This is a genomic window from Luteimonas galliterrae (assembly GCF_023374055.1).
GTDB classification, from domain to species: domain Bacteria; phylum Pseudomonadota; class Gammaproteobacteria; order Xanthomonadales; family Xanthomonadaceae; genus Luteimonas_C; species Luteimonas_C galliterrae.
The window spans coordinates 2,313,013-2,337,984 of the sequence record NZ_JAMBEP010000001.1 but is presented as its reverse complement, the minus strand read 5'-3'; the positions used below and the strand labels follow the sequence as shown (position 1 = coordinate 2,337,984).

19 protein-coding genes are annotated in these 24,972 nt (G+C 66.1%); 11 read left to right on the top strand and 8 right to left on the bottom strand.

Annotated features, from left to right (window positions below; all coding sequences use genetic code 11):
- Window positions 1-333 precede the first annotated feature (333 nt).
- The 4 genes from M2650_RS10650 to M2650_RS10635 form a co-directional block, all read right to left on the bottom strand.
- Window positions 334-1,758 carry a hypothetical protein gene (locus M2650_RS10650; RefSeq protein ID WP_249474087.1) on the bottom strand — a complete coding sequence of 475 codons (1,425 nt, stop codon included), beginning with the start codon at window positions 1,756-1,758 and terminating at the stop codon, window positions 334-336.
- 268 nt (window positions 1,759-2,026) lie between these two features.
- Window positions 2,027-2,950 carry a 5'-nucleotidase, lipoprotein e(P4) family gene (locus tag M2650_RS10645; RefSeq protein WP_249474083.1) on the bottom strand — a complete coding sequence of 308 codons (924 nt, stop codon included), beginning with the start codon at window positions 2,948-2,950 and terminating at the stop codon, window positions 2,027-2,029.
- A 256-nt stretch (window positions 2,951-3,206) separates the two neighbouring features.
- The gene (locus M2650_RS10640; protein ID WP_249474080.1) at window positions 3,207-3,713 is read right to left on the bottom strand and encodes a GNAT family N-acetyltransferase; all 507 of its coding nucleotides are present in this window, start codon (window positions 3,711-3,713) and stop codon (window positions 3,207-3,209) included.
- A 36-nt stretch (window positions 3,714-3,749) separates the two neighbouring features.
- On the bottom strand, window positions 3,750-5,741 hold the full coding sequence (locus M2650_RS10635) for a UvrD-helicase domain-containing protein (RefSeq protein ID WP_249474391.1): 1,992 nt from the start codon (window positions 5,739-5,741) through the stop codon (window positions 3,750-3,752).
- Between the two features lie 217 nt (window positions 5,742-5,958).
- On the opposite strand from M2650_RS10635, the gene M2650_RS10630 reads away from it, so the two are divergent.
- From M2650_RS10630 to M2650_RS10600, 7 genes are all read left to right on the top strand, one after another.
- A complete protein-coding gene (locus M2650_RS10630) occupies window positions 5,959-7,956 on the top strand; it encodes a YadA-like family protein (RefSeq protein ID WP_249474077.1) in 1,998 nt (665 codons plus the stop codon).
- 314 nt (window positions 7,957-8,270) lie between these two features.
- Window positions 8,271-8,843, top strand: a complete 573-nt coding sequence (locus M2650_RS10625; protein ID WP_249474074.1) for an ECF-type sigma factor — start codon at window positions 8,271-8,273, stop codon at window positions 8,841-8,843.
- Window positions 8,840-11,656: a serine/threonine-protein kinase gene (locus tag M2650_RS10620; RefSeq protein ID WP_249474071.1), complete on the top strand. Its 2,817-nt coding sequence runs from the start codon at window positions 8,840-8,842 to the stop codon at window positions 11,654-11,656. The genes M2650_RS10625 and M2650_RS10620 overlap by 4 nt, the downstream gene beginning before the upstream one ends.
- A 227-nt stretch (window positions 11,657-11,883) precedes the next feature.
- Window positions 11,884-13,050 (top strand): YadA family autotransporter adhesin, encoded by a 1,167-nt coding sequence (locus M2650_RS10615; protein ID WP_249474069.1) that lies wholly within the window; start codon window positions 11,884-11,886, stop codon window positions 13,048-13,050.
- Between the two features lie 126 nt (window positions 13,051-13,176).
- Entirely contained in the window at window positions 13,177-13,857 is a 681-nt protein-coding gene (locus M2650_RS10610) for a dihydrofolate reductase family protein (protein ID WP_249474066.1), read from the top strand.
- Between the two features lie 57 nt (window positions 13,858-13,914).
- Window positions 13,915-14,217, top strand: coding sequence for a hypothetical protein (locus M2650_RS10605; RefSeq protein WP_249474064.1), 303 nt, complete (start codon window positions 13,915-13,917; stop codon window positions 14,215-14,217).
- Window positions 14,218-14,434: 217 nt separating this feature from the next.
- Window positions 14,435-15,064 carry a thymidine kinase gene (locus M2650_RS10600; protein WP_249474389.1) on the top strand — a complete coding sequence of 210 codons (630 nt, stop codon included), beginning with the start codon at window positions 14,435-14,437 and terminating at the stop codon, window positions 15,062-15,064.
- A gap of 4 nt (window positions 15,065-15,068) precedes the next feature.
- Here M2650_RS10600 and M2650_RS10595 read toward each other — a convergent pair whose 3' ends face one another.
- From M2650_RS10595 to mutM, 3 genes are all read right to left on the bottom strand, one after another.
- The gene (locus M2650_RS10595; RefSeq protein WP_249474063.1) at window positions 15,069-17,879 is read right to left on the bottom strand and encodes a serine/threonine-protein kinase; all 2,811 of its coding nucleotides are present in this window, start codon (window positions 17,877-17,879) and stop codon (window positions 15,069-15,071) included.
- Between the two features lie 153 nt (window positions 17,880-18,032).
- A complete protein-coding gene (locus M2650_RS10590; protein ID WP_249474060.1) occupies window positions 18,033-18,596 on the bottom strand; it encodes an ECF-type sigma factor in 564 nt (187 codons plus the stop codon).
- Between the two features lie 83 nt (window positions 18,597-18,679).
- Complete coding sequence (gene mutM / locus M2650_RS10585; RefSeq protein ID WP_249474057.1) at window positions 18,680-19,492, bottom strand: bifunctional DNA-formamidopyrimidine glycosylase/DNA-(apurinic or apyrimidinic site) lyase; 813 nt, start codon at window positions 19,490-19,492, stop codon at window positions 18,680-18,682.
- A 92-nt stretch (window positions 19,493-19,584) separates the two neighbouring features.
- Here mutM and M2650_RS10580 point away from each other — a divergent pair, with 92 nt between their 5' ends.
- The 4 genes from M2650_RS10580 (at window position 19,585) to M2650_RS10565 (ending at window position 22,912) form a co-directional block, all read left to right on the top strand.
- Window positions 19,585-20,130: a TlpA family protein disulfide reductase gene (locus M2650_RS10580; RefSeq protein ID WP_249474055.1), complete on the top strand. Its 546-nt coding sequence runs from the start codon at window positions 19,585-19,587 to the stop codon at window positions 20,128-20,130.
- A 218-nt stretch (window positions 20,131-20,348) separates the two neighbouring features.
- Window positions 20,349-21,194, top strand: coding sequence for a CHAD domain-containing protein (locus tag M2650_RS10575; protein WP_249474052.1), 846 nt, complete (start codon window positions 20,349-20,351; stop codon window positions 21,192-21,194).
- Between the two features lie 129 nt (window positions 21,195-21,323).
- Window positions 21,324-22,532 (top strand): DesA family fatty acid desaturase, encoded by a 1,209-nt coding sequence (locus M2650_RS10570; protein ID WP_249474050.1) that lies wholly within the window; start codon window positions 21,324-21,326, stop codon window positions 22,530-22,532.
- Between the two features lie 107 nt (window positions 22,533-22,639).
- Complete coding sequence (locus tag M2650_RS10565; protein WP_249474047.1) at window positions 22,640-22,912, top strand: EF-hand domain-containing protein; 273 nt, start codon at window positions 22,640-22,642, stop codon at window positions 22,910-22,912.
- 145 nt (window positions 22,913-23,057) lie between these two features.
- Here the strand turns inward: M2650_RS10565 and M2650_RS10560 are convergent, their stop codons facing one another.
- Complete coding sequence (locus tag M2650_RS10560; RefSeq protein ID WP_249474044.1) at window positions 23,058-24,764, bottom strand: hypothetical protein; 1,707 nt, start codon at window positions 24,762-24,764, stop codon at window positions 23,058-23,060.
- Window positions 24,765-24,972: the final 208 nt, after the last annotated feature.

The window sequence follows — 24,972 nt, the reverse complement described above, 5'->3', positions numbered from 1 at the left end:
AGCTTTTGTCCATGGCGCGAGTCGCAGCGAGGCCCACGAGCACGCGGGCCTGGATCCCGGCTTTCGCCGGGATGACGGCTAAGGGGGCAAGAGCAACATGGGTCCTAGCGTTCGCTGGGATGACGGCCTAAGAGCGAACGGCCTAAGAGCGAAACGGCTTAGGGGCAAGAGCAGCGGAGCAAGCTGCGCTCTATAGAGCCGGAGCAAGCGCAGCGGGGCAAGCCCCGCTCTACAAAGCAGAAGCAGGGCAGCGGAGCGAGCTTCGCTCTGCAGAGTCGAGCTAAGTCGCTGGTTCGCCTTCGCTGGGATGACGAGTCGATAGTCGTCGCAAAATTATTCGGATTCCGACGACGGCGCGGGCTCTGCGTTCGCCGCCAGCTTGCGTGCCAGCCACCAAGCGCCCAGCGAGCTGATCAGGCCGACGATCAAGGCCGGCGTGCCGAGCGGATTGCGCGTTTCGTCCAGGAAACCGCTGCCGCCGGGAATGAACACGATCAACGCGAACACCAGGCACGCATAACCGGCGACGGCCAGCGACCAGAACAGCCACTGCAGCTGTTGCCAGCGGTTCTCCGCAGCGGCTTGCGCCAGCGCGTCTTCGTCCGGTTCCTGCGTCGCTTCGTCCGTTGCCGGGGCCAGGCCTATCAGAGCCATCAGCGCGCGCGCCAAACGCTGCGCCAGGCTTTCGCCGGCTTCCTCGTCGCGACGGCCGATCTTGCTCGGCGCTGCGCCGGTGTGGCCCGGCGGCGTCTGTTGCGCCATGTCGGCGGCTTTGGGCACGGAGCCGACGCGGTCGTTGCCGCCACCGATGAGATTGGTGCGCCCTTCCATCGCTGCAGCGGCCGACTGAGAAGGCGGCACCGTCGAAGGCGGCGCCGTCACCGGAATGGCACGCGTCGCGTCGGCGGCCGCAGGCGCGGCCGGCGGCGGGCTGCTGCCGGGAAGCGCGTTCGCCGAGCGATCGACGACCGCCTGATCGGCGCGCATCGGCATCGGCAAATCCTGGCGGCCCTGGAGCAGCGCGGTTTCCGCCGTGCGCGAGGCGCCAGGAATCAACGCATTGCCCTGCAACGGATTCGTCGAAGACGCCTGCAGCGGCGCGGCGATGTCGCGCGACGGCAGCACCGGTCCGCTGGCCGCATCGTGCAAGGCGTTGCGTGCGGCCAAAGCCTGCGCGCCTGGCGCGTTGAGCGCCTGCGCGGTGGCCTGGGTCAGCAATGCATTGGCGGCGGTGGCGGTACCGGCGAAAGGCATGGCTTCGAGCGATTTCGCCGCCAGGCCGGCCGCGGTCTGGGTGGTTTGCGCGGCCTGGTTGAGCAGGTTCGCTGCCAGGTCGCCGCCCTTGGCGATCAGTCCCGGCGGACCGTCGCCGAGCAGGCCGCGCGCGGCCGCGTCGGCCTTGCCGACGATGTCCGACAGGATCTCGCCCGGGCCCGGGAAATGGCCGTTGCCGACCGAACTGCTGTTGCCAGGCCCCTGCGGACCGTGGCCTTCGTGGTGCCCGTTGCCGCGCTGGACGCCGTCGTTGTTCGGCCCTTCGGATTGCTGCCAGCGGCCCTGGTCGTTGCCCGCTTCGGCCGCGCGCTCGTTCTGCAGGGCCGCCTGGCGCGCGTGGTGGGCGCTGTTGTCGGGATCGTTATCCGGGCCTTCGCCGGCGCCGTTGACGCCGCCCGGCCCATGGCCATGGCCGGGACCGTTCTGGCCGAGCAGGCCGTTGAGCAGCTTGGGCAGCAGTGGACTGGGGAGCTCGAAACCCATGGCGCGATTCCTCCGAATGCGAGGCAACCCCCCGTCGCGCGGGCGCACGGCGCTCACGCTAATAGGCACGCTAACCCCATCGCCAGCCCCGCGATACCTAGTAGCAGCCCTAGGTGCGGCCGATGAAAGTCTCAAAAAGAAAGGAGACCCGGAGGTCTCCTGAAATCCGGCCTGGGCCGGAGGACTTTGTTGTGGCGCAGGCAGGCTAGCCCAGCTCAAAAGTTAATGCAATACCTTAACTGAAATTATTCAACTCGTTGATTTACATCTATTTTTCGACATCTAGAGCGCCCCGTTTGGTCTGGCGGCGCGCCTCGCGCGGCTGGTCCCAGGCGTTGTTGAACAGCGCCGGTTCCCAACTGCCGTAGGTCGGGTTGGGCAGCATCCACCAGCGCTCGCCGAACCAGTCGCCGTATTCGTCGGCCAGCTGGGCGCGGTCGGCCGGCGTATTGGCGACGATCTGCGCGAAATCGCCGAGCTGGTCGCCGAATTGCATCAGCACACGGTATTGGCGACCGGCCAGGCGGCGGCGGCAGTTCTTTTCGCTGCCGTTTTGTTCGCAATCCTTGACGAAGGTGCCCAGGCCCAGGAATACCTCGTCGCTGGCGACCGGCATGCCGACGGCTTTCAGATTGGCCAGCGTCGCGTCCTTCAGGTGCACGGCGCGGTTGGACAGGTAGAGGATGGTGACGCCTTTGGCCGCGGCTGCCTTGGCGAAGTCGACCACGCCCGGCAGCGGCTTGGCCTTCTTCTCGGCGACCCATTGATCCCAGCTGACTTCGTCGTACTCCTTGCCGCTGTGCACCAGCCGCGCCTGGTAGGGCGAGTTGTCGAGCACGGTTTCGTCCACGTCCATGATCACCGCGGGCTTGAGGCCGGCGGTCTGGCCGGCGTTGTCGCGCTCATCGGGGACCAGCGCGTCCCAGTTCTTTTCCTTCAGCGCGGCGTCGAGCTTGTCGGCGGCGGCACGGTAGACGGTTTGGCAGGCGGCGCGGTATTCGGCCGAGGTCTGCACCCAGAGGACGGCGTTGAGGTTGTCGTCGGCGGGGGTTGTCGGGCCCGCCTTTGCGCTTGCGGCGGCTTTGTTGGCAGCATGCGGTGCTGCGGCGAGCGCGGTGAAAGAAGCCGGCTTGCAGGCAACGAGTGCGAGCGTGCAGACCAATAGCGGCAGGACAAGGGTTTGGGTTCGCATGGCGATCCGAGGTGCTTGGCGAGAGGCCGGAGTGTAGTCGAGCGATGCGGCGGTAATACGGCAGCGCTTGCAGGTGCGAGCGTAGTGCTTTTTCCTCCCCCCTCGCGGGGAGGATGCCCGAAGGGCAGGAGAGGGGGCGCGAGCGCAGCGAAGCGTGCTTTTGCTTTTTGCTCTGCTTTTGGGATTGCGCGAAAAAGCCGACCCCTCTCCCTGGCCTTCGGCCTGTCCCTCCCCCGCAGAGGGGGGAGGGCAAAGCTTAGGGCGTCGCTGTTTGTAGCGACACCTGCTTCTTGCCGTCGGCGACCCACTGCTGGCCGACTTCATGGAAGCCGAGCTTGGCGTGGAAGCGGCTGGAGCCTTCGTTGAGCGGCACCGTGTAGAACTCGCAAGTCACGGTATCGATGCCGTTCTCGCGCGCGAAGGCGAACAAGTCTTCGTACAGAGCACGGCCGAGTTGCCGTCCCTGGTGCCGCACGGAAACGATGATGCGGTCGATATACACGAACCGCGGATAGCGTTCGGCGAACCAGCGGTAATTGGGGCTGTCGTAATCGGCGCCTTCGCGGAACGCCAACAGGAAAGCGGCCACCTGCCCATCGATCTCGACGACGCGGTGATAGGCCGATTGCGCGTCGAGCTGCCGCAGCCGCTCGGCATCCATCGGGCTGACCAACGCTTCGGATTCCAAGTTCAACGCCAGGATCGCGGCATGGTCGGCCGCGTTCGCATCGCGGATCGCAGCCGGGGCAAGATCGTCGTTCATGCCACTAGCGTACCGTAGGGTGGGCCAAGGCCCACCCTACGCTTCCAGCATCGCCTTGATCGCGGCGAATCCGGCGGCGGCGCGTTCCTGCTTGCGCTCGGCATCGGCCACGGGATCGGCGCCGTCGCGCTGCAATTCCTCGGCGGGCAATTCGTCAAGGAAACGGCTCGGTTGCAGGCGTATCCGATTGCCCCATTTCTGCGCTTCGCGCGAATGCGACAGCCACAGTTGTTCCTTGGCGCGGGTGATGGCCACGTACAGCAGGCGCCGCTCTTCGTCGAGCCGGCCTTCTTCGATGCTGGCTTCGTGCGGCAGCGTGCCTTCCTCGACGCCGACCACGAACACGTAGCGGAACTCCAGGCCCTTGGCCGCGTGCATGCTCATCAGCCGCACCTGGTTGCCGGCGTCGTTCTTGTCGGCATGCGTCAGCAGCGCCAGCTGCGCGGCCAATTCGCCGGGGCCGGCGTTGCGGCCGCGGCCGGGCGCGGGGCCTTCGAACCATTCGGCCAGTTCGTCCAGGTTGCCGCGGCGGATCGCGAACATCTGGTCGCTCTTGCACTGCGCGCGCAAGGCGGCGAGCAGGCCCGAGCGTTCGTTGAGCTGGCGCACCAGGTCGGCGGGCGGCAGCTGCGCCGCGGCGTCGCGCAGGCCGCGCAGGATGTCGACGAAACCGCTCAAGGCATTGGCCGAACGCGCCGGCAGCTGTTTCAGCAGACCGACCGATTCGGCCGCGCGCGACAGCGGCAGGTGCGCGTGCTGCGCCATTTCCGCGAGCTTGGCCAGCGTGGTCGCGCCGACTTCGCGCTTGGGCGACTGCACGGCGCGCAGGAAAGCCGCGTCGTCTTCGGGATTGGCGATCAGCCGCAGCCACGACAGCGCGTCCTTCACTTCGCCGCGGTCGAGGAAGGCGGTGCCGCCGCTCAGGTGGTAGGGCACGCGCAACAGCTGCAGCGCCTTCTCCAGCGCGCGCGACTGGTGGTTGCCGCGGAACAGGATGCAGAAATCGCTCCACGGCGCCTTGCGCGCGGTGCCCAGGAAATGGATCTCGCCGGCGACGCGCTCGGCCTCGTGCGCGCTGTCGCGGCATTCCCAGACGCGCAGGCGGTCGCCGTCGGCCTGCGCGCTCCACAGCTTCTTGGGATGCTCGTGCGGATTGTTGGCGATCAGCGCGTTGGCCGAACGCAGCACGCGGTTGCTGCAGCGGTAGTTCTGCTCCAGCTTGACCACTTTCAGCGCCGGATAGTCCTGTGCCAGTTGCGACAGGTTTTCCGGATTGGCGCCGCGCCAGGCGTAGATGCTCTGGTCGTCGTCGCCCACGCAGGTGAAGTTGCCTTTGGGGCCGGCCAGCGCCTTCAGCAGGCGGTATTGCGCGTCGTTGGTGTCCTGGCATTCGTCGACCAGCAGGTAGCCGATGCGTTCGCGCCAGGCCATCGCCATCTCGGCGTCGTTCTCGAGCAACTGCACCGGCAGCCGGATCAGGTCGTCGAAATCGACCGCGTTGAAAGTCGTCAGGCGCTGCTGGTATTTGCCGTACAGCACGGCGGCTTCGCGTTCGCGCGTGGATTGCGCGGCGTCCAACGCTTGTTCCGGAGACAGGCCGCCGTTCTTGGCGCGGGAAATCAGGGATTGCGCCGCCTGCACGGCGTCGGGCTTGGCGCCGGGCAGCAGGTCTTTCAGCTGCGCGGCGGTGTCGTCGGCGTCGAAGATCGAAAAGCCGCGCTTCAAGCCGGCCTTGGCGTGTTCGATTTGCAGCAGCTTCAGGCCCAGCGCATGGAAGGTGCAGATCGTCAGCCCTTCGGCGGCGTCGCCCTTGATCCGCTTGCCGACGCGCTCGCGCATTTCCTTCGCCGCCTTGTTGGTGAAGGTGATGGCGGCGATGCGCTTGGCCGGATAGCGTCCCGACGAGATCAGCTGCGCGATCTTCTCGACGATCACGCGCGTCTTGCCGCTGCCGGCGCCGGCCAGCACCAGCAGCGGGCCATCGCAGTGCGCGACCGCGGCGTTTTGTTGGGGGTTGAGGTCGTGCATGGGGAAACCGATGGAGCGGATGCGCATTCTACGCGGTTGCCCCTTCAAAAAACGGATCGGCCAAAGCGATCGGGGGGATGGTTATGCGACGGCGCGTAACCCTGCGGGGCAAAGGTTGTGTGGTGGCTGAACGGAGCCGTGGCCGCCTTTTTTGATTTCGTCGTCTAACTGACTACGGCCGATTTCTGGCGATCGATGTCAATGGAGAAAACGAAGCATGAACATGAAACGACTGGCTTTGAAGCCTGCAATCCTGGCTCTGGCCGCCGCGGCAATGATGTACTCCTTGCCGTCTTTCGCTGGAGACGCTTGCGAAATCGCCGATGGCGATCCGAATACCGAAGCCAAGGGCGGCAGCTTCGCCAACGGTTCCACCGCCTTCGCGTGCGGAAACAACAACGAAGCAGAAGGCGACGCAGCCAGCGCGATAGGCGTTGAAAACAAGGCCAGCGGTACTGCGGGAACGGCGGTGGGTTACGTCAATGTCGCGTCGGGCAATTCGGGCACGGCCGTGGGCACCTTCAACACGGCCAGCGGCGCCAGCAGCAGTGCATTCGGATTCGGCAACGAAGCCTCCAATACCCACAGCAATGCCGTTGGCTATCAGAATGTGGCCAGCGGCGAGTACAGCAACGCCTTCGGTTACGGGAACACGGCGTCGGGCCAGAACAGCAGTGCTTTGGGCCACTCGAATGTTGTCGAGAGCGTGCTAGCTTCCGCAGTAGGCCAGGGCAATGAGGTGCAAGGCGACGAGGCCAGCGCGTTCGGATACAAGAACAAGGCCATTGCCGATGATTCGGTAGCCGTGGGTCATGCCAATACTGTGGACGGCGTATCGTCGAGCGCGGCCGGCGTTGACAACACGGTTATCGGTGCGCGCAGCAGCGTGTTCGGCTACGGCGGGGCCGTTGACGGCGCCAGCAGCCACGCTTTTGGCGCCAGCAACTCGGTGGTCGGGGACTTCGGTCTGGCCGTGGGCAACAACAACCAGGTGACCCAGCAGGGCGGCAACGCGGTGGGCAACCTCAATACGGCCGGCGGCGTCACCGCCAACGCCTACGGCAACGCCAACACCGCCTCGGGCGAGTCCAGCAGCGCTTTTGGCAACGGCAACCAAGTGTCCGGCGGTCTGAGCGCGGCCTTCGGTGGCGCCAATGTGGTCAGCGGCGCGTCCAGTTTCGCGCTGGGCAACGAGAACCAGGCCAGCGGCGACTTCAGCCTGGCGCTGGGCCAGAACGGCACCGCGCTGGCCGACGGCAGCATCGCCATCGGTTTGGACTCCACGTCCACCGGTACCGGCAGCATCGCCTTAGGCACGGCCGCTTATGCCGACAGCCTTCACAGCGTCGCGCTGGGCAGCAGTTCGATCGCAGACCGCGACGGCACCGTGTCGGTCGGCGCGCAGGGGTTCCAGCGCCAGATCGTCAACGTCGGCGCGGCGACCCAGGACACCGATGCGGTGAACCTGTCGCAATTGCATCCGATCGTCACCGCCTTCGGCGGCGGCGCCAGTTACGCCGGTGGCGTGTTCGTGGCGCCGGCCTACACCATCCAGGGCGCCAGCTACGACAACGTGGGCTCGGCCTTCGATGCGATCGACGGCAGCCTGACCGATCTGTATAGCCAAGTCGGGCAAGGACAGGGCATACCCGGTCCGCAAGGCCCACAAGGTCCGCAGGGCCCGCAAGGTCCGCAAGGTCCGAAGGGCGATGCCGGCGGCGGCCCGCTGAGCGTGCTGTACGACCAGGAAGCCGGCGATACGCTCACGCTGAAGGGCGCCAACGGTACCCAGGTATCGAACGTGGCCGACGCGGTGGCCGACGGCGATGCGGTCAACAAGGGCCAGATGGACCAGGCCGACGCCGATACGTTGTCGGCGGCCAACACCTACACCGACAACCAGATCAAACAACTGGCCGGCTTCGATACGGCTGGTATCAATGACCGTATGGACCGTATGGACCAGCAGCTCGGTGCGCTCGACGGCAGGATCAATACCATTGGCGCGCTGTCCGCGGCGATGAGCCTTGCGGTGCCGGACGGGCGCGTGAGCGGTACCAACCAGTTCGGCATGGGGCTGGGGCATTATCGGAACAAGCAAGCCATCTCGGTAGGCTACAGCCGACTGGTATCGCCCCGCGCCGCGGTGCGCCTGAGTGCGGCATTTGCCGACGGCGAGAACGCCGCTGGCGTCGGATTCAACGTTGGCTGGTGATCGGCGCAGCGAGCGGCATGAAAAGGATCTTCCAATAAAAAGTGTCGAGGGCCGCTACTCTCCGGGCGCCCCTTCCGCCACGCAGGCGTCGCTTGCGTGGCGTTTGTTTTGCATGCACGACCGCCGTGCAACGGCCACCGCAGTTGCATGCCGTTCGCGGGCGAGAAGTCGCCGTTCATCGGTCGGCTGATGGGTCTCGGGAGGATTGCCCGGTTCAAGTACGAGCAAGCGACGGAATCGGGTGTCCTGGAATGGTTTCAGGAGCCGGGCTCAGCGGAGGAGCGGACGTTGGTTAGGCAAATCGGGGGAACAAGATGGAATACGACAAGCGCAGCTCCGACGCGGAGCTCGACGCGACGGCCGATACGGAGGTCGTCGCCCAACAGCAGCTGTCTCAGGAGATCTATTACCAGCTCAGGCTGATCGCGCGCAGGCAGCTGCGCGGAAAATCGCATACCGAGCTCAATACCACGGCCCTCGTCCATGAGGCGTATCTGCGGATCGTCGACAGCGGCGACCGGCAGGACTCGCTGCAACGCGCGAGGTTCCTCGCCATCGCGTCGACGACGATGCGCAACCTGCTCATTGACCACGTCCGAAAACGCAAGCGTGTTAAGCACGGGGGCGATTTGATCCAGATGACGCTGGAGCCCGAGATCGGCGGCAAAGAGTTAAGCCAAGTGGACGTATTGGCGATAGAAGATGCATTGATCGCGCTGAGCAGGGTAGACCCGCGGCTGGTGAACGTGGTCGAGTGCAGGTTCTACGCCGGCATGGACTACGACGAAATCGCGATGGCCCATAACGTCAGCGAACGCACCGCGCGCCGTGACTGGCGCAGGGCTCGCGCGTTCCTGAAAGCGCGACTCGGCGACGCGCTAGCATGACCCGGGAACAGGAACAATGGCTGCGCGTATCCGAGATTTTCGATTGCGTTGCGGACTTGGACGCCGACGAACGCCACGTCATTCTGGAGCAGAAATGCGGTGGCGATTCCGAGCTACGTTCGGAAGTGGAACGGCTGCTGCGGGCGGACGAGGAAGGCTCGCGCATGCTCGATGCGGGCTTGGCCCAGGAAGCGAGCAAGCTGTTGCTCGATACGGGTGCCGAGGAATATCTGGGACTGAAGTTCGGTCCCTATCGCGTTGAGCGCCTGATTGGCCAGGGCGGCATGGGGCGGGTGTATCTCGCAGTACGGGAGCAGGACGATATCGCCCAAACCGTGGCCCTGAAGGTGATGGGCGGCTTGGCGCCGATCGACTCCGGAGTGGCGCGCCGCCGTTTTTTGGACGAACGCCGGATCCTGGCCAAGCTCGAGCATCCCTGCATAGCGCGCTTCATCGACGGCGGAATCGGTGCCGAAGCCCAGCCATGGTTCGCCATGGAATACGTCGACGGCGCCCCGATCACTCATTGGTGCGACCAACGCAAGCTGGGCATCAAGGCGCGGCTGGAATTATTCGCCAAAGTCTGCGATGCGGTCGACCATGCACACCGGTTTCTAGTCGTGCATCGCGACCTGAAGCCTGGAAATGTACTGGTCGACGATCGCGGGTTGCCGAAAGTCCTGGATTTCGGCATCGCTAAACTGATCGAGCACGACACATCGCCGAGCGAACATTCGACGATCATCATGACGCCGTACTACGCATCTCCCGAGCAGCTGCGGGGCGGGCTGGTCAGTACCGCATCCGATGTATTTGCGCTAGGAGCGATGCTGTTCGAAATACTCAGCGGGAAGCGGCCTTTCGAGAACGCGCTGCTGGCGGTCGAGTCGCCGTCGATCTCGCGGGCCGTCACCGGCGCCTGGGCAAGCGCACAGGCCGATCGCTGCGCCACCAGCGCAAGATCGTTCCGCAACAGCTTGCGCGGCGATATCGATCGCGTCCTGCGCAAGGCGCTCGAACCCCGGGCCGGGCGACGCTATCAATCGGCGGCGAAGCTGGCCGAGGACCTGCGGGCGATCGCGGCCGGCGAACCAATCAGCGTGCGGCACGACCGCGCTTACCGCGTAGGCTTGTTCGCTCGAAAGCACCGGGTCGCGCTGGCGATCGCGGCCGCCGCGCTTGTCGCGGCGTGCGGATTCGTCTGGCGGCTCGGCGTAGAAAGGACCCGCGCGCAGACCGAAGCGGCGATGGCGCAGCAGGTGAGCGACTTTCTGATCGAAACGTTCGACGCGGCTGATCCGCGCATGAAAGGTCCGGCAGGCGACCGGGTGCCGACCGCACGCAATGTCCTGGATTTGGCGGTGGCGAAGGTCGATTCCGAGCTGGCCGGATCGCCGGCGATGCTGGCGCGCATGCACGGCGTGCTTGGGCGTGCCTACGCCAACCTCGGCGAACGCAGGCAGGCCGAGCGCATGCTGCGCCGCTCCGCTGAAGCGATGCTCTCGCCCGCCATTTCGCGCCCCGACCTCGCGGCCGAAGCCTACGGCACGTTGTCGGAGTTGATGAGCAACCAAATGCGGGCGCGGGATGCGAACTGGGCGGCGCAGCGGAGCCTGGAACTGCGGCTCCTGCACGACCGCCGGGCCGCGTCGCTGGCGGATGCCTACAACTCGTTGGGCTTGGCGAAAATGACCGTCGCCGACTACGACGGTGCGCGCGCGGCTTATCAGGAAGCCCTTGCGCTGAAGCGCGAGGCATTCGGGCGCGAATCGCTTGAGACCGCGTACGTCCATCACAACATGGCATCCCTGCTCAGGACGATGGGCGACCTGAAGGGCGCTGAGGCGAATTACCGGCATGCGCTGCAGATCAAGACGCGAAACAAGACGGAGTCCGTGACCGTTCACAGCAGCCGACAGGGCTTGGCGATGGTGCTGGCCGCACAGGGTCATTACGCCGAGGCCGCGGATCTGCAGCGGCAGAACATACGGCTGGCAGAAAAGCTGGTGGGAAGGGACAGCGAACGCGTGGCCGACACCGAAATGAAGCTGGCGATGGTGCTCCAGCAGAGCGGAGATTATGCCGCCGCGTTCGCCCACTACTCGGCGGCGCTGGACATCACTGATCGTGTTCTGGGACGGAACAGCATCGATTACGCGGTCGTCGCAGGGCAATTGGCGTCGCTCGAAGAAGCGCGAGGCGATTTGCAAGCTTCCGAGCGCCTGTACCGGGTCGCGGCCGAGATCCGACGGAAAAAGCTGCCGCCCGAAGATCGGACCCGCGTCCGCGGCGAAGTGTATCTGGGCCGCGCGCTGATGCTGATGGGACGCATGGACGAGGCGGCGGCGCTGATCGATCCGGCGCTTCCCAGGTGGCAAGCCTTCTACAAGTCCGGGCGTGCTTCGCCCGAATTCGTGGCCTCGCAGCTCGTGGAGGCGGATTGGCTAATGCGCCAAGGCAGACTGCGGGACGCGGAAAACGCGTTGCCAGACGTCGCCGAAGACGCGGTACCGGCGTCGTTGTCGCGGCAGGCGCTGCTGGCCGAGATCCGTCAGCGCGAGGGAAGACTGGCGCAGGCCGCTTCGGCATGGCGTGTGGCCGTAGCCGAATCTGCGATGCACTTCGGCGCCGACAAAGCGCCCACCGCGAAGTTGCGTTTTAGATATGCACAGGCATTGCTCGCACTGGGACGCAAGGCGGCGGCCCGCAAGGAAGCCGAACTCGCACTGGCGTCGTTGCGCAAGCAACTGGTGCCGGAATCCGCGTTGCTGACCGAATTGCAGCTACTCAAACACGGCCTCGACGAAACTTGAGCGTTCCAGCGCCCGCCGGCCATCGCGGCAGCGTTTTTCGCTGGCCGCATTTCCGCAAAAACTCGTCTCTATATGCACTGCCAATTCTGCGCAGCGAATAAGACGGAGCCACACCCATGAATTTCCCGACCAGGTCCGGCCTCATCGCGCCGGCCATCTTAGCCTTTGCCCTGATTTCCTGTTCTGCTTTGAGTCCTGCTTACGCAGTCGAACTCGATGTATGCGACATGGCCGACGAAGACGGCGCTACCGAGAGCACCGGCGGCAGCAGCACGCCAGGCACGAATGCAGTCGCATGCGGCAATGGCAACATCGCCAATGGCGAAGATTCGGTGGCGTTCGGCCTTGGCAATACCGCAGGGTCCGATCCCAGCGCGCTGCGGGCGACCGCGGTCGGCGTCAACAATACCGCTGTCGCGACCGATTCCAGCGCGGTCGGTTACGGCAACGTCGCCGGTGGATTGGGCAGCAGCGCGTTCGGCGCGCTGAACAACATCAAGGAAAGCGGCCAATATTCGACCGCGGTCGGTTACGGCAACGAAATCGATGGCGCATTGAACGTCGCCGTAGGCGCCAATCATGTCATCCAGGGAAGCCAGAACGGCTCCTTCGGCGAACAGAACACCATCACCGGCCACGTCAATACCGTCGTCGGTTCGGACAACGTGGTGGAGGGCGGCAGCAACAACATCATTGGCACCACCAACCAGGTGCAGGGTTCGGCGATCACGGTCATCGGCAGCGGCACTACGGTGACGGCCGACGGCGGCATCGCGGTCGGCAACTTCGCCCAGGTCAGCGGGACCGGCAGCATGGCTGTCGGCGGCGGCAGCAACGCCTCGGCGAACAACAGCGTGGCGTTGGGAACGGGCTCCATTGCCGACCGCGCCAACAGCGTTTCGGTCGGCGCCGCGGGCGCAGAGCGCCAGATCACCAACGTCGCGGCCGGCACCGCCGCCACCGATGCGGTCAACGTGAGCCAACTCCAGAGTAGCGCCGCCGACACCCTCGATCAGGCCAACACCTATACCGACAACAGTTCGCAGACCACGTTGAACCAAGCCAACGCGTATACCGACCAGGTGTTCCAGAACCTGACCTTCCCGGGCTTCGAAGACTTCAAGAATGATGTCAACGAACGCTTCAACACCATGGATCGCCGGATCAATTCCAGCGGCGCCATGGCCACGGCGTTGACCATGTCGGCGGTTTCCGGTGCGGGCCAGAACAATCGCAACCGCATAGGCACCGGCGTCGGCTATCAGCACGGGCAAGCTGCGTTGGCGGTCAGCTATCAGCGTCTGATCGACGAGAAAAGCACGTTCACGATCGGCGCGGCGCTCGGCGGCCACGGCGCCAATACGGTCGGCATGGGCTATGGCTTCGGCTGGTAATCCCGAAGCAACGAACCCAAAGCGCATTCCGTAGAGCTCTGCTCCGGTGGCCGAGGTCGTTTCCCCCCGAGACCGCCGACAGCCACCGGAGCTCCTTCCCCCTCAGCATGCCGATCGAGCAAACGCATGGATCGCCTGAACATCTCGCATCACCATCCGGTTTATGGCCTCAAGCCAGGCGCGCATCCCTCGTACGAGCCGCGAAAGCGCCATGGCCATATCCAGATGCGCAGACTGAAGTATCACGCCACCGCCAGTGTCGACGGATTCGTCCTGGACGACCCGCGCGATCTGGAGCGATTCGGCGCCGCGGCGATGCAGCAGCACCGCGCGATCGAAGGCAGCGGCATCGCCGTGATGGGGCGTGGCACCTATCGAGCGATGCGTGAGTACATGGCAAAGGCGGGCCACAGCATGACGGCGTTCGTGTTTTCTCGCGGATGGCGCACGCAGGACCTGGGCGTGGAATGGATTTCGGAAAGCGCGCAGGAATGGGTGCGGCGGATCAAGATCTGTCCCGGCAAGGATCTTCATCTGTTCGGAGGCCGGCGGTTGGCGGATAGCCTCTTCCGAGCCGGCTTGATAGATGAAGTGGTCCTCAGAGTGGTCCCGGTCTTGCAAGGCATCGGGGAAAGGCCATTGCCGCAAATCAAGCGCGACTTCGAACTGGTGCGGAACGCCAGCGCGGTCTACGAAGACGGTTCGGTCGCGCTGACCTACCGGACGGCGTCCGATCGGCCAGTGGTTGCCGCCGCGATCGGCGATAGCGAGCTGGTAACGCCGGCCAAGGCGGATGTGCGGCTGTAATCAAATCAATCTGTCCTCGGCGGCGCGATCCGACCCGACGGGCGCAAGGAGTAACCAATGAAAGTATTTTGCCTATTGCTGGCGACGGCGATCCCGCTGTTTGCGGCCGGCTGCCAGCGGCCTTTGCATGCGGATTCCGAGGTGCTGAACGGAGCGGTGCCCCGATGCCGGGTCCTGCTCAGCGACGCCAGGACCGAATACCGCGAAACGGCCAAGAAAGAATGCGAGGCGGCGCAGACGCCCGAGCAGCGCAAGCGCAGCGGCGGTTGCGCGGTGTTGGACTATATGCGGTTCTGCTCCGCTGCCGTGACCGCCGGACACGGGCTCAACGAGCCGCCGGTAGACCTCGTCGAAAAATAAAAGCGTCGCAGGCGGCGCCTCTCCCTGACGGCCGCCTCTTCCGCCGTACGACGAAAGGAATTCGTCGTACGGCGCTTCTTTGCATACGCCCAATGGCGCCATCGCTCGTCCATAGGCGACCGCGGGCGACGGCCGATGCATGCCGCGCCGACCGGGGCTGTGGCCCCTTTCACGACAGCGGGTTGCGCGGCCGTTAGGCAAGGCCCAACCTATGCCGATGGCCAAGCTGTATTTCTATTATTCGGCGATGAACGCCGGCAAGACCACCACGCTGCTGCAGAGCGCGCACAACTACCGCGAGCGCGGCATGCGGGTGGCGATCTTCACGCCCAGGCTCGACCACCGCGCCGGCAGCGGTACGGTGGCTTCGCGGATCGGCCTGCAGGCGCAGGGCATCGCCTTCGAACGCGGCGACGACCTGGAGGCGCTGATCCGCGCCGACATCGACGCGTATGGAAAACTCGACTGCGTGCTGGTCGACGAAGCGCAGTTCCTGACCCGAGCGCAGGTGTGGCAACTCAGCGAAGTGGTCGACGAACTCGCGATCCCGGCGCTGTGCTACGGCCTGCGCACCGATTTCCGCGGCGAGCTGTTCGAAGGCAGCCAGTACCTGCTGGCCTGGGCCGACGAATTGACCGAGATCAAGACCATCTGCCATACCGGCAAGAAGGCGACGATGACGGTGCGCGTCGACGAACAAGGGCGCGCGCTGCAAGCCGGGCCGCAGGTCGAGATCGGCGGCAACGAGCGCTACGTGTCGGTGTCGCGCGCCGAATTCAAGAAGGTGATGCGCGGCGAAAGCACTGTCGACGGGCTGGTGCCGTTGCAGCCGCGGCTGCCGCTGTAGCGCATCACGGGCAAGCGGCGCGGATGGCCGCCGTTTCGCGCGGCAGCGCGCCGCCTTCGGGCAGGGCGGTGGCGAGTTCCTGCAGCAGCGCGTCGAGCGCGCCGCGTCCGCCCACGGCGTCGTTGTTGCGGCACTTGGCCTCGGCCGCGTAGGCGCGCGCGCGCCAGCGCAGCTTGCGGTATTCGGTGCTGGGGTTGGTCAGCGCTTCGATCCGTTCGAACTGCGGTATCGCATCGGGCAGTTCGCCGATGCGCGTCTGCAGCCGCGCCAGCGCCAGTTCGGCGCGCAAGGTGCGCACGGAATTGCGGTCCTCGCCGCTGTGCAGCAGGTTGACGGCCTGGTTCAGGCGCAGCCGCGCTTCGACATCCCGACCCAGGGCGGCGAGGCATTCGCCGATCAGGCGGTCGGTGTCGCCGACCAGCGAATGCTGCGCGCCGAATTGCGACACGCGCATCCGGCGCGCTTCCTCCAGCGCCTGCAGCGCCTCGGCATCGCTGCCGTCGGCGTGCAGCACCATCGCGTAGTTGAACAGTCCGCCGGGCAGAAGGCCGGCGCCGCCGGGCTGGCGCCAGATGCGGATCGCCTGGCGCAGCGCGTCGAGCGCGGCGGGCACTCGATCCCTTTCCCAGAGCACGACGCCGATCGAACTCCAGGTACCGGCGACGTCGGGATGGTCGGGGCCGAGCCGGGCGACCAGCAGGCGCTGCACCGTACGGAATTCGCGTTCGGCATCCGCCAGCCGGCCGCGGTCCAGATACACGCCTGCCAGTTGCCGCCGGACCGACAGCGTCGATGGATGCTGCATGCCCAATTGCTGCGTGGCCAGCGCGATCGCTTCGGCGAAGGTCTTCTCGGCGGCGTCGGGATCGCCCAGTTCGCGCTGCAGCACGCCGATGCTGCGCAGGATGTCCACGGCCAGCGGATGCTTTTCGCCGCCGGCCGCGCGCAATTGCGCCAGCGCATCACGGAAGGCTTGCAGCGCCTCCCGCGACTGGCCCACGTCCGAATGCAGCGCGGCCAAGTCGGCCATGTTCTCGACGACGCCGACGTCGTCGCCGAGCGGGTCGCCGCGCAAAGCCATCGAGCGCTCGAACAGCGCACGCGCGGTGCGCCCTTCGCCGATGGCGCGTCGGCAGCGGCCCAGTTGCGAATAGAAATCGGAGACCTGCGAGGCCAGCTGCACCTGTTCGCGGCGCGCGTCGTCCAGCATCGGTTGCATGGTGGCGATGCAGTCGCGCGATTCGCCGAGCAGGCGCTGCGCGCGCCCGGTCTGGGTGGCGGCCTGCAGGCGCAGGCCGGACGGCGCCTCCGGCAGCGCGGCGATCATCGTCGCCTGCCGTTGCAGCACCGCCAGCGCCTGCTTGTAATTGCCCAAGCTGATGTGGATGCGGGCGATCACGCCGAGCAGTTCGGCGCGCGCGCTGGGCTGACGCGCCAGGCCACGGCCGCCGTGCTCTTCGGCGGCCTTGAGCAAGGCCTCCACGTTGAGCGGCTGGCCGGCGGCGGCGATGCCGGCGTTCTCGAACAGGCCGATCACGAAATCCTGCATCGCCTGCGCGCGCGCCGCTTCGCGCACCGCCTCGCGCGCCTGCCAGGCGACGATGGCCAGCGCGCCGAGCAGCACCGCCGCCACGACCACGCCGGTGGCCAGCGCCCAACGGTGGCGGTGCACGTATTTGCGCACCCGGTAGCCCATGCCTTGCGCGCGCGCTTGCACGGGCCGGCCGGCCTGGTGGCGTTGCAGATCCAGCGACAACGCTTCGACCGACGGGTAGCGCTGTTCGGGGCGCTTGGCCAGCGCCTTCAACGTGATGTTGTCCAGATCGCCGGATAGCGCGCGCGCGCGTCGGCGCATGCCGGCGGCGTCGTGCGCGGTCGCGGTTTCGGTATTGCGCAATACGGCCTGCGAAGGGCGCTGCGGGTCGTGGGCGAGGATCGCCTCTTCCCACTCCGCGTCGGTCTGCCGCTTGAGCCGGTAAGGCTTGGCGTCGGCCAGCAGTTCGTACAGCACCACGCCCAGCGAATACACGTCGGTCATCGTGGTGACCGGCTCGCCGCGCACCTGTTCGGGCGCCGCGTAGTGCAGGGTGAACGCGCGCACGCCGGTGCGGGTGCGCTCGATGGTCTTGTTCTCGGTGTCGAGCAGCTTGGCGATGCCGAAGTCGAGCAGGCGCACTTCGCCGCCCGGCGTCACCATGATGTTGGACGGTTTCAGGTCGCGGTGCACGATCAGGTTGGCGTGCGCATGGCTGACCGCTTCGCACACCTGTTGGAACAGCGCCAGGCGCGACTCCAGCGGCACCGAACGGTTGCGGCAATAGTCGGTGATCGGCTCGCCTTCGACGTATTCCAGCGCCAGGTAGGGTTGGCTGTCGTTGCTGATGCCCGCGTCGAGCAGGCGCGCGATATGCGGATGCTCCAGCCGCGCCAGGATCTGCCGTTCGCGGGTGAAGCGCAGCCGCAGATTCGGGTCGGCCAGCCCGGGGCGCAGCAGCTTCAACGCTACGCGGCGCTGATACAGCCCGTCGGCGCGCGCGGCCTGCCAGACCTGGCCCATGCCGCCTTCGCCGAGCAAAAGTTCCAACCGATACGGTCCCACCATCGCGCCGGAACGGGCGCTGGGCGCCATCGACACCACCGGTTCGAGCAGGAAATCCTCGCTGCCGTGTTCCAGCGAGATGAGTGCTTCGAGTTCGGCGGCGAGCGTGGGATCGGCGCCGCGCAATTCGGCCAGGTGGCGCTCGCGTTCGGACGGTTCGAGTTCGAACAGCGCGTCGAGCAGCGGGGACAGGCGTTGCCAGCGTTCGAGATCCATGCGACGTCAGCCTGCGTCCTTGAAGACGCGATACGACGCGTTTGCCCGTACTTGTAAAGGCGCCATCCCCGCGAAGCTCGGCCGCCGCAAACTATCGGAACGGTTCCTAGAGAACGTGCGCATCGTCCGTCGCACCGTCGCCAGCGCTGCGCGCTAGTCGTCTTTCAGCGATGCGAGCAGGAACAGGCGCGCCTTCTGCCAGTCGCGGCGGATGCTGCGTTCGGAGCGCTTCAGCAGCGCGGCGATCTCCAGCTCCGACAGGCCGGCGAAATAACGCAGTTCCACCACCTGCGCGAGTTTCTGGTCCACGGCGGACAGGCGTGTCAGCGCGGTGTCCAGGCCCAGCATCTCCTCGTCCAGGCGCAGGCCGCCTTCCACGTCCTCGGGCAGGTCGGTGACGCGGTGCAGATCGCCGCCGCGCTTCTGCGCCAGGCGCTGGCGCGCGTAATCGACCACCACGCTGCGCATGGCCGAAGCGGCGTAGGCGAAGAAATGGGCGCGATCGTCGAACTGCGCCTCGCGGCGGCCGATCAGCTTGAGATAGGCTTCGTGCACCAGCGCGGTGGCGTCCAGCGTATGGCCGTGCTGGCCGGCCAGCTGGCGCCGCGCCATGGCGTGCAGTTCCTGGTAGAGCGTGGAGAGCACGCGATCGAGCGCGACGCGGTCGCCGTCGCGGGCGGCATCCAGCAGGAGCGTGATTTCGTTGCTGCTGGCCATCCCGGCTCTTTCTCCCCGACAAGCCCCAAATATAGTCTTTCCTGAACGCCCCGGCACAGGGCGGGCGTTATTTCCCAAACGCTTCAGCGTTGGCAGTGGCCGCACCAGACCGTGGTCCTTTGTCCCAGGGACGCCTCCTTGAGCGGCCGGCCGCAGCGAGGGCAGGGCTCGCCGCCACGGCCGTAGGCCGCCAGCTCCTGCTCGAAATAGCCCGGCGCGCCGTCCGGGCTCAGGAAATCGCGCAGCGTGGTGCCGCCGCGCCGTATCGCATAGGCCAGGATCCGTTTCACCGCATCGGCCAGCACGGCATAGCGCTCGCGCGACACGCGTCCTGCCGCGCGCAGCGGCGAGATGCCTGCGGCGAACAAGGCTTCGGCGGCGTAGATGTTGCCCACGCCCACCACGATGCGCTGGTCCATCAGGAAGGTCTTCACCGGCGCGCTGCGGCCGCGGCTGCGTTCGAACAGGTAGTCGCCGTCGAATTCGTCCGACAGCGGTTCGGGCCCCAGGCCCTGCAGAAGTTCGTGCGTTTCTCCCGCCGGCTGCCACAGCAGCGAGCCGAAGCGGCGCGGATCGTTGAAACGGAGCACGCGGCCGCTGTCGAGCGCGATATCGACGTGATCGTGCGTCGTGGGCGCGGTCTTGCCCGGCAATACGCGCAGGCTGCCGGACATGCCCAGATGCAGCAGCGCACTGCCGGCATCGGTATCCAACAACAGGTACTTGGCGCGGCGGCGCACCGCATCGATGCGCTGGCCGGGCAGGCGTTCGGAAATCTCGGGCGGAATCGGCCAGCGCAGGTCCGGGCGGCGCAGCAGCACCGATTTTACGCGCCGCTGTTCGACATGCGGCGCCAGGCCGCGGCGGGTGGTTTCGACTTCGGGCAGTTCGGGCATGAAGGACAGTGTCGCAAAGCGTGGCCGGCTTTGTCGTGGCCGGCGGCGCGGCGTGCCGCTAGACTCCGCTCATCCTGGGGAGGAGCGGAACGATGATGCGACGTTGGCTGCTGGCGGCCGCGCTGCTGCTGTGCGCGCAAGGGGCGATGGCGGCGGAGGCGGCTCTGGCCGCACCGAAGATCGGCGACACGCCGCCGCCGTTGCTGGGCAAGGATCGCGACGGCAAGACGGTCGACCTGGCCGCCTTGCGCGGCAAGGTGGTCATCGTCACGTTCTGGGCCTCCTGGTGCCACTACTGCCTGAAAGAGCTGCCCGCGCTGAACAGCGTGCAAGAGCAGTCGGGCGACCGGTTCCTGAAGATCATCGCGGTCAACGTCCAAGACGAGATGGCCGATTACCGCGCGATGATGAAGCAGATGCGCGACTACAAACTGGCCATGACCCGCGACAAGAACGGGGACATCGCCGCCGGTTTCGGCGTCAAGTCCTATCCGAACCTGTGGATGATCGACCCGCAGGGCCGGATCGCCGGCCATCACGTCGGTTACGGCGAGGATTCGCTGGAAGCGATCATCGACGAGATCAAGCGTCTGCTTACCGAGGAATTGGCCCGTCAGCAGACTGCGGCTGCCGGATAAGCCGGGTTTTTTGTCTTCCCTCTTCCTTTACGGGAGAGGGACAGGCCGAAGGCCAGGGAGAAGGTCCGGCTTTTCGAGCAGAGCCTTAATACAAAGCACTCGCTTCGCTCGTTCCCTCTCCTGCCCTTCGGGCATCCTCCCCCGCAAAGGGGGGAGGAAAAAGCAGAGCGTAAGGTTTGTGGCATCCGGCATGCCCTTACGGCACCCTGTCCGGTGCCATGGTTGCTTCTACGGTTGAAACGTCGCCAGGCCCGGTGTTGCGCGAATACGCCATCGCCGAACTGAACACGGCCATCGCCGGACTGGCCTGGCGCGGCGGTCGCGTACATGAAGGCGTGCACCGCGCGCGCAAGGCCTTGCGGCGCACGCGCGCGGCGTTGGCGCTGGGCGGCGATGCGCTCGGTCCGGGCGCGCGGCTGCTGGATCGCGAGCTCAAACGGCTGAACGACGGTTTGTCGGCGCTGCGCGATGCGCAGGCGATGGTGGAAACCCTCGACCGCCACGTCGCCAAGCGCCGCGACACCGAAACGTCGGCGCTTCTGCGGCGCGCGCGCCGCGCCGCTGCGGCCGAACGCGCGGCTTGCGCCCACGCAGCCCTGCAGGACGATCCCGCGCTGGGCCAGCGCCGCGCCTTGTTGGCGATGTTTCGCGCGGCCCTGGCGGCCCTGCCCTGGGATACGGTGACGATCGACGTCGTGAACGCCGCCGCCGCGCGCAGCGCCGAGCGCATCGCCACTGCGCACGAACGGGTGCACGCCACCCAAGACGACGAAGATTGGCATCGCTGGCGCCGCCGCATGCGCCGGTTCTCGCAGCAGCTGCGCGCGCTCAAGGCCGCCGGCTTGGCCTTCGAACCGCCGGCGTTGTTCGACAAGTGCCTGGCCGAGCAGTTGGGCGTCGCACAGGACCTGAGACTGCTGATCGAACACTGCGGCCGCCGCTCGGCCTTGCGCAAGCGCGACCGGATCGCTTTGCGGCATTACGCCGAGCAGGCCCTGGCCAAGCAGCGCAAGCGGATTGCAGACGTGGAGCGCCGCGGGGATCCGGACGCCGCCGCGCCATGACTGCGCCCGTGAAAACGGGGCGGCGATCCCATAAGTCCTTCATCTGAATGAACATACGCCGGCGCAGGGATGGAATTCACCCGGTCGTGCCCGCATGATGGACGGGTATCTTTTCCGAGTTCCCACGCGATGCCCGCTTCTTTCCTCGACTTCCTCGCCGGCGGCCTGCTCCAGTTCGGCTGGGGCGCCTTGGCCATCTATTTCCTGATCGCCACCCAGCTCACCATTTTCTCGGTGACGCTGTACCTGCACCGCAGCCAGGCGCATCGCGGCGTGGATTTCCATCCGGTGCTGGCCCACTTCTTCCGGTTCTGGACCTGGCTGACCACGTCCATGATCACCAAGGAATGGGTGGCGATCCATCGCAAGCACCACGCCAAGTGCGAGACCGAGGAAGATCCGCACAGCCCGATGTACAAGGGCATCAAGACCGTGTTCTGGCGCGGCGTCGAGCTGTACCGCGAAGCGCGCAGCCAGCGCGAAGACATCGAGCAGTACGGCAAGGGCGCGCCAAACGACTGGATCGAGCGTCACCTGTACACGCCGCATGCGACGATGGGCCCGACCCTGCTGTTGTTCATCAGCTTCGCGCTGTTCGGCTTCGCCGGCGTGGCGTTGTGGGCGATCCAGATGGCGTGGATCCCGTTCTGGGCCGCCGGCGTCGTCAACGGCCTGGGCCACTGGTGGGGCTACCGCAATTTCGAAACGACCGACACCGCCACCAACCTCACCCCGTGGGGCGTGTGGATCGGCGGCGAAGAGCTGCACAACAACCACCACGCCTTCCCGAGCTCGGCGCGCTTCGCGTTGCGCAAGTGGGAGTTCGACATCGGCTGGGCCGCGATCAAGGGTTTCCAGGCGGTGGGTTTGGCCAAGGTGCTTCGCGTAGCGCCCGCGTTGGACGTGCGTCCCAACATCAACGTGCCCGACGGCGACACCATGAAGGCCTTGCTGGCGCACCGCTTCCAGGCCATGACCGATTACCAGCGCAACGTGATCGGACCTGCGCTGCGCGAAGAGGCCAGCGCCGCCGGCGCCAAGCTGCGCGCGCTGTTGCCGCGCCAGCTGCGCAAGGGCCTGGTCGACGACGGCCGCTGGCTCAAGCCCGACGCCCGCGAGCAATTGCAGCAGTGGGTCTCGCAGCGTCCGCGCATCCGTACCCTGGTCGAGCACCGCGCGCGCCTCTCCGCGCTGCTGGAAGCGCGTAGCCAGAACGCCGCCGAATCGCTGCACAACCTGCAGGCCTGGTGCCACGAGGCCGAGGCCAGCGGGATCCGCGCGCTGCAGGAATTCTCGGCGCGCCTGAAGGGCTATTCGCTGCAATCGGTGCGCGCCTGACGCTTACCGTGAAGCTCCGTTCTCGTCGCAGGAAGCCCGGTCGCGTTTGGCCGGGCTTCTTGTTTTTGGCGGCCTCGGTTTGCGCGCCGCCGATCGCGTTTTCGCAAGTGAATGCCACGTCCGACTATCTTTCGCGCATGGATGCCGATCGCGACGGCCGCGTGTCGATCGTCGAGTACCAGGACTGGCTGAGCTATGCGTTCGACGGCATGGACAAGAACCGCGACGGTACCTTGTCTCCGGAGGAGCAGCCGAGTGGACGCGGCAAGCCGATCACCCGTACCGAGCACCGCGATCGCTTGGCCGAAGGCTTCAAACGCCAGGATACGAACCATGACGGCTATTTGAACGCGAAGGAGCTGTCTGCGCCGCCGCAATGATCGCCGTTAGCGAGCTTTTTTTGTGGGAGCGGCTTCAGCCGCGAGCTCTTCCATCGATCCATAGGCATGCCAAAAAGCTCGCGGCTGAAGCCGCTCCCACAAGGGCCTCGCGCCGATCCGGCCGGTCGCGCCGGATCGGCATGTCTTATCGATCGCGCCCGACGATAAACAGCTTCCCGTTGTTCATGACGTAGATCCGGCCGCGATGGTCGAGCGCGGCCGGCGTATACGCCGCGAACGAGGTGCGATCGAGGAAGAAGCGCTGCTGCTCGATGCCGCCTTGGCCGATCACATACAGATTGCCGTCGGCGCTGACCACGTAGACGCTGCCGTCCCGGTCTATGGCAGGCGCGGCCATGCACCATTCGAAGAGGGCGCCGTAATCCTCGCATTCGATCGTGCCGTCTGGTTTGCGCCAACATTCCTGGGTGTTCGTCGCGGCATATTCCCACTCTTTTTGGAGCGTGGGGCCAAGCTGGGTGATGGAGTATTCCCCGTCGGCGTAGTGCTGGTCTTTGAGTATGAGCGAGTAGGTGCGCCCATGCCGGTAGACGCCCGGTGTGATGTCCCATCCGAAGTCGTAATTGGCTTGATACTGTCCGTTGCGGTCGAACTTCATCAGATGGCCGCGGCCGGCGTTGTAAGTCGTATAGGCGCCGTAGACGACGCTGCCATCCGGCAGCGGCACCGGCGAGCTCGACGAACCGTCGAAACCCCTGCCTGCGGGCATCAGATTGGTGAAGGGGTCCACGCCTGGGGTGGCGCCCGGACGGCAGACCGTCGCCAGCACGCCGCAGCCGTCGTTGAGATGGCCGCGAAGCGATGCGGCCCATTTGAGTCGCAGGTCCGGCGTCAACGCGATCAGATAGGTGTAGTTTTCGGCGGCATGGGCTCGGCTGACCGTGTAGATCGTGCCGTCCGCGGCGACCGCCGGCGTGACGTCGCGCGGCGGCCGTTGCGACAGGCAGGCCGTCTGCGGCGGCAGGGTCGGACTGCCATCGGGTTGCGGCGCCGGGGGCCAGGGACGCGGCGGCTGCGGTTGCATCTGCGAGAAGGTCAGGTAGCACAGGTCGTTCGGCGCCGGCGCGTTCGGTATGAGCTGCCTGTAATCGATCTTGCGGATGCGGTCTTGCCGGTCCACGCGTACGAGCCAGGCCTCGCTGACGTCCGCCGTGAGCGGCGCCGCCGCGTCCAATCGCAGGACGTTGTACAAGACGTTGCCGTTCTGGTCCGCGGTGACGCCTCCCACGACGTAACGTTGCGGGTCGATCGCGCCGCCGAATGGATCGATCCGCCGCTCGAGACGTCCGTTGTGCTTGTCCACTTTCAGCAGCGTGCCGCCGGCGCCGGGGAGATAGAGGAACCGCTGCGTCATGGCCGGCTGCCAAAGGGCGTGGGTGAAGGCGGTGAGCGGCGCCGGCCTCCAGTCGCTGGCGAACGACCATAGCGGGACCAGCTGGTCGTGTTGCCAGCGATAAGCCCTCTCGTTCCACACGTATGTCTCCGGGCGGTCCGCGGTGCCCGTTTTTTCGACCGTGAAAACGCGGCCTTCCCGGTCGAGCAGCGGCACCTGCAAATGGTCCAGCGAACCGTATTCGGTATCGTTTTCGATGAAGGGATCGATGATTTTTTCGAACAGGATTTTCTCGGCCCGCTGCCCCTTCGCGCACGACTGGCCATCGTGATCCGCACTGCGCCCCCATTGGGTCCATTCACAGCGTTGGCCGGGGTTGTCGTCGCCCGATGCCATGGCTGCAAATCCAAGCCCAAGGATCACGATCGAGAATATCGTCGCTCGTCGCCCGAGCGTCCCTGCGTATCTACGTGAAGAACCGGTGTCTTGCATGCGCATGAGAGCCTCCGATTGTCATGAGCCTACCAACCGCACCTTGCCGGAAAACACTACTTTCCCGACCGATGACCCGCAAACAACGCGGGACGAACCGTAGCCAGAGCGGGACGCAGCGCCGCGGCGCGGGCGGAACGGCATCGGCCGCCTTCGTCCGGGGGCAGAAACCGGCGCGGCCAAGAATCCGCGCGTGGCCTCTGCGTCCGTGCGA

Excerpts from the sequence above, each read along its gene's own strand:
- M2650_RS10580 (WP_249474055.1), top strand. The coding sequence starts at position 19,585 with ATGATGCGACGTTGGCTGCTGGCGGCCGCGCTGCTGCTGTGCGCGCAA.
- M2650_RS10645 (WP_249474083.1), bottom strand. The coding sequence starts at position 2,950 with ATGCGAACCCAAACCCTTGTCCTGCCGCTATTGGTCTGCACGCTCGCA.
- mutM (WP_249474057.1), bottom strand. The coding sequence starts at position 19,492 with ATGCCCGAACTGCCCGAAGTCGAAACCACCCGCCGCGGCCTGGCGCCG.
- M2650_RS10570 (WP_249474050.1), top strand. The coding sequence starts at position 21,324 with ATGCCCGCTTCTTTCCTCGACTTCCTCGCCGGCGGCCTGCTCCAGTTC.
- M2650_RS10595 (WP_249474063.1), bottom strand. The coding sequence starts at position 17,879 with ATGGATCTCGAACGCTGGCAACGCCTGTCCCCGCTGCTCGACGCGCTG.
- M2650_RS10575 (WP_249474052.1), top strand. The coding sequence starts at position 20,349 with ATGGTTGCTTCTACGGTTGAAACGTCGCCAGGCCCGGTGTTGCGCGAA.
- M2650_RS10615 (WP_249474069.1), top strand. The coding sequence starts at position 11,884 with ATGGCCGACGAAGACGGCGCTACCGAGAGCACCGGCGGCAGCAGCACG.
- M2650_RS10610 (WP_249474066.1), top strand. The coding sequence starts at position 13,177 with ATGGATCGCCTGAACATCTCGCATCACCATCCGGTTTATGGCCTCAAG.
- M2650_RS10590 (WP_249474060.1), bottom strand. The coding sequence starts at position 18,596 with ATGGCCAGCAGCAACGAAATCACGCTCCTGCTGGATGCCGCCCGCGAC.
- M2650_RS10630 (WP_249474077.1), top strand. The coding sequence starts at position 5,959 with ATGAACATGAAACGACTGGCTTTGAAGCCTGCAATCCTGGCTCTGGCC.
- M2650_RS10640 (WP_249474080.1), bottom strand. The coding sequence starts at position 3,713 with ATGAACGACGATCTTGCCCCGGCTGCGATCCGCGATGCGAACGCGGCC.
- M2650_RS10635 (WP_249474391.1), bottom strand. The coding sequence starts at position 5,741 with ATGCACGACCTCAACCCCCAACAAAACGCCGCGGTCGCGCACTGCGAT.
- M2650_RS10650 (WP_249474087.1), bottom strand. The coding sequence starts at position 1,758 with ATGGGTTTCGAGCTCCCCAGTCCACTGCTGCCCAAGCTGCTCAACGGC.
- M2650_RS10620 (WP_249474071.1), top strand. The coding sequence starts at position 8,840 with ATGACCCGGGAACAGGAACAATGGCTGCGCGTATCCGAGATTTTCGAT.
- M2650_RS10605 (WP_249474064.1), top strand. The coding sequence starts at position 13,915 with ATGAAAGTATTTTGCCTATTGCTGGCGACGGCGATCCCGCTGTTTGCG.
- M2650_RS10625 (WP_249474074.1), top strand. The coding sequence starts at position 8,271 with ATGGAATACGACAAGCGCAGCTCCGACGCGGAGCTCGACGCGACGGCC.
- M2650_RS10600 (WP_249474389.1), top strand. The coding sequence starts at position 14,435 with ATGGCCAAGCTGTATTTCTATTATTCGGCGATGAACGCCGGCAAGACC.
- M2650_RS10560 (WP_249474044.1), bottom strand. The coding sequence starts at position 24,764 with ATGCGCATGCAAGACACCGGTTCTTCACGTAGATACGCAGGGACGCTC.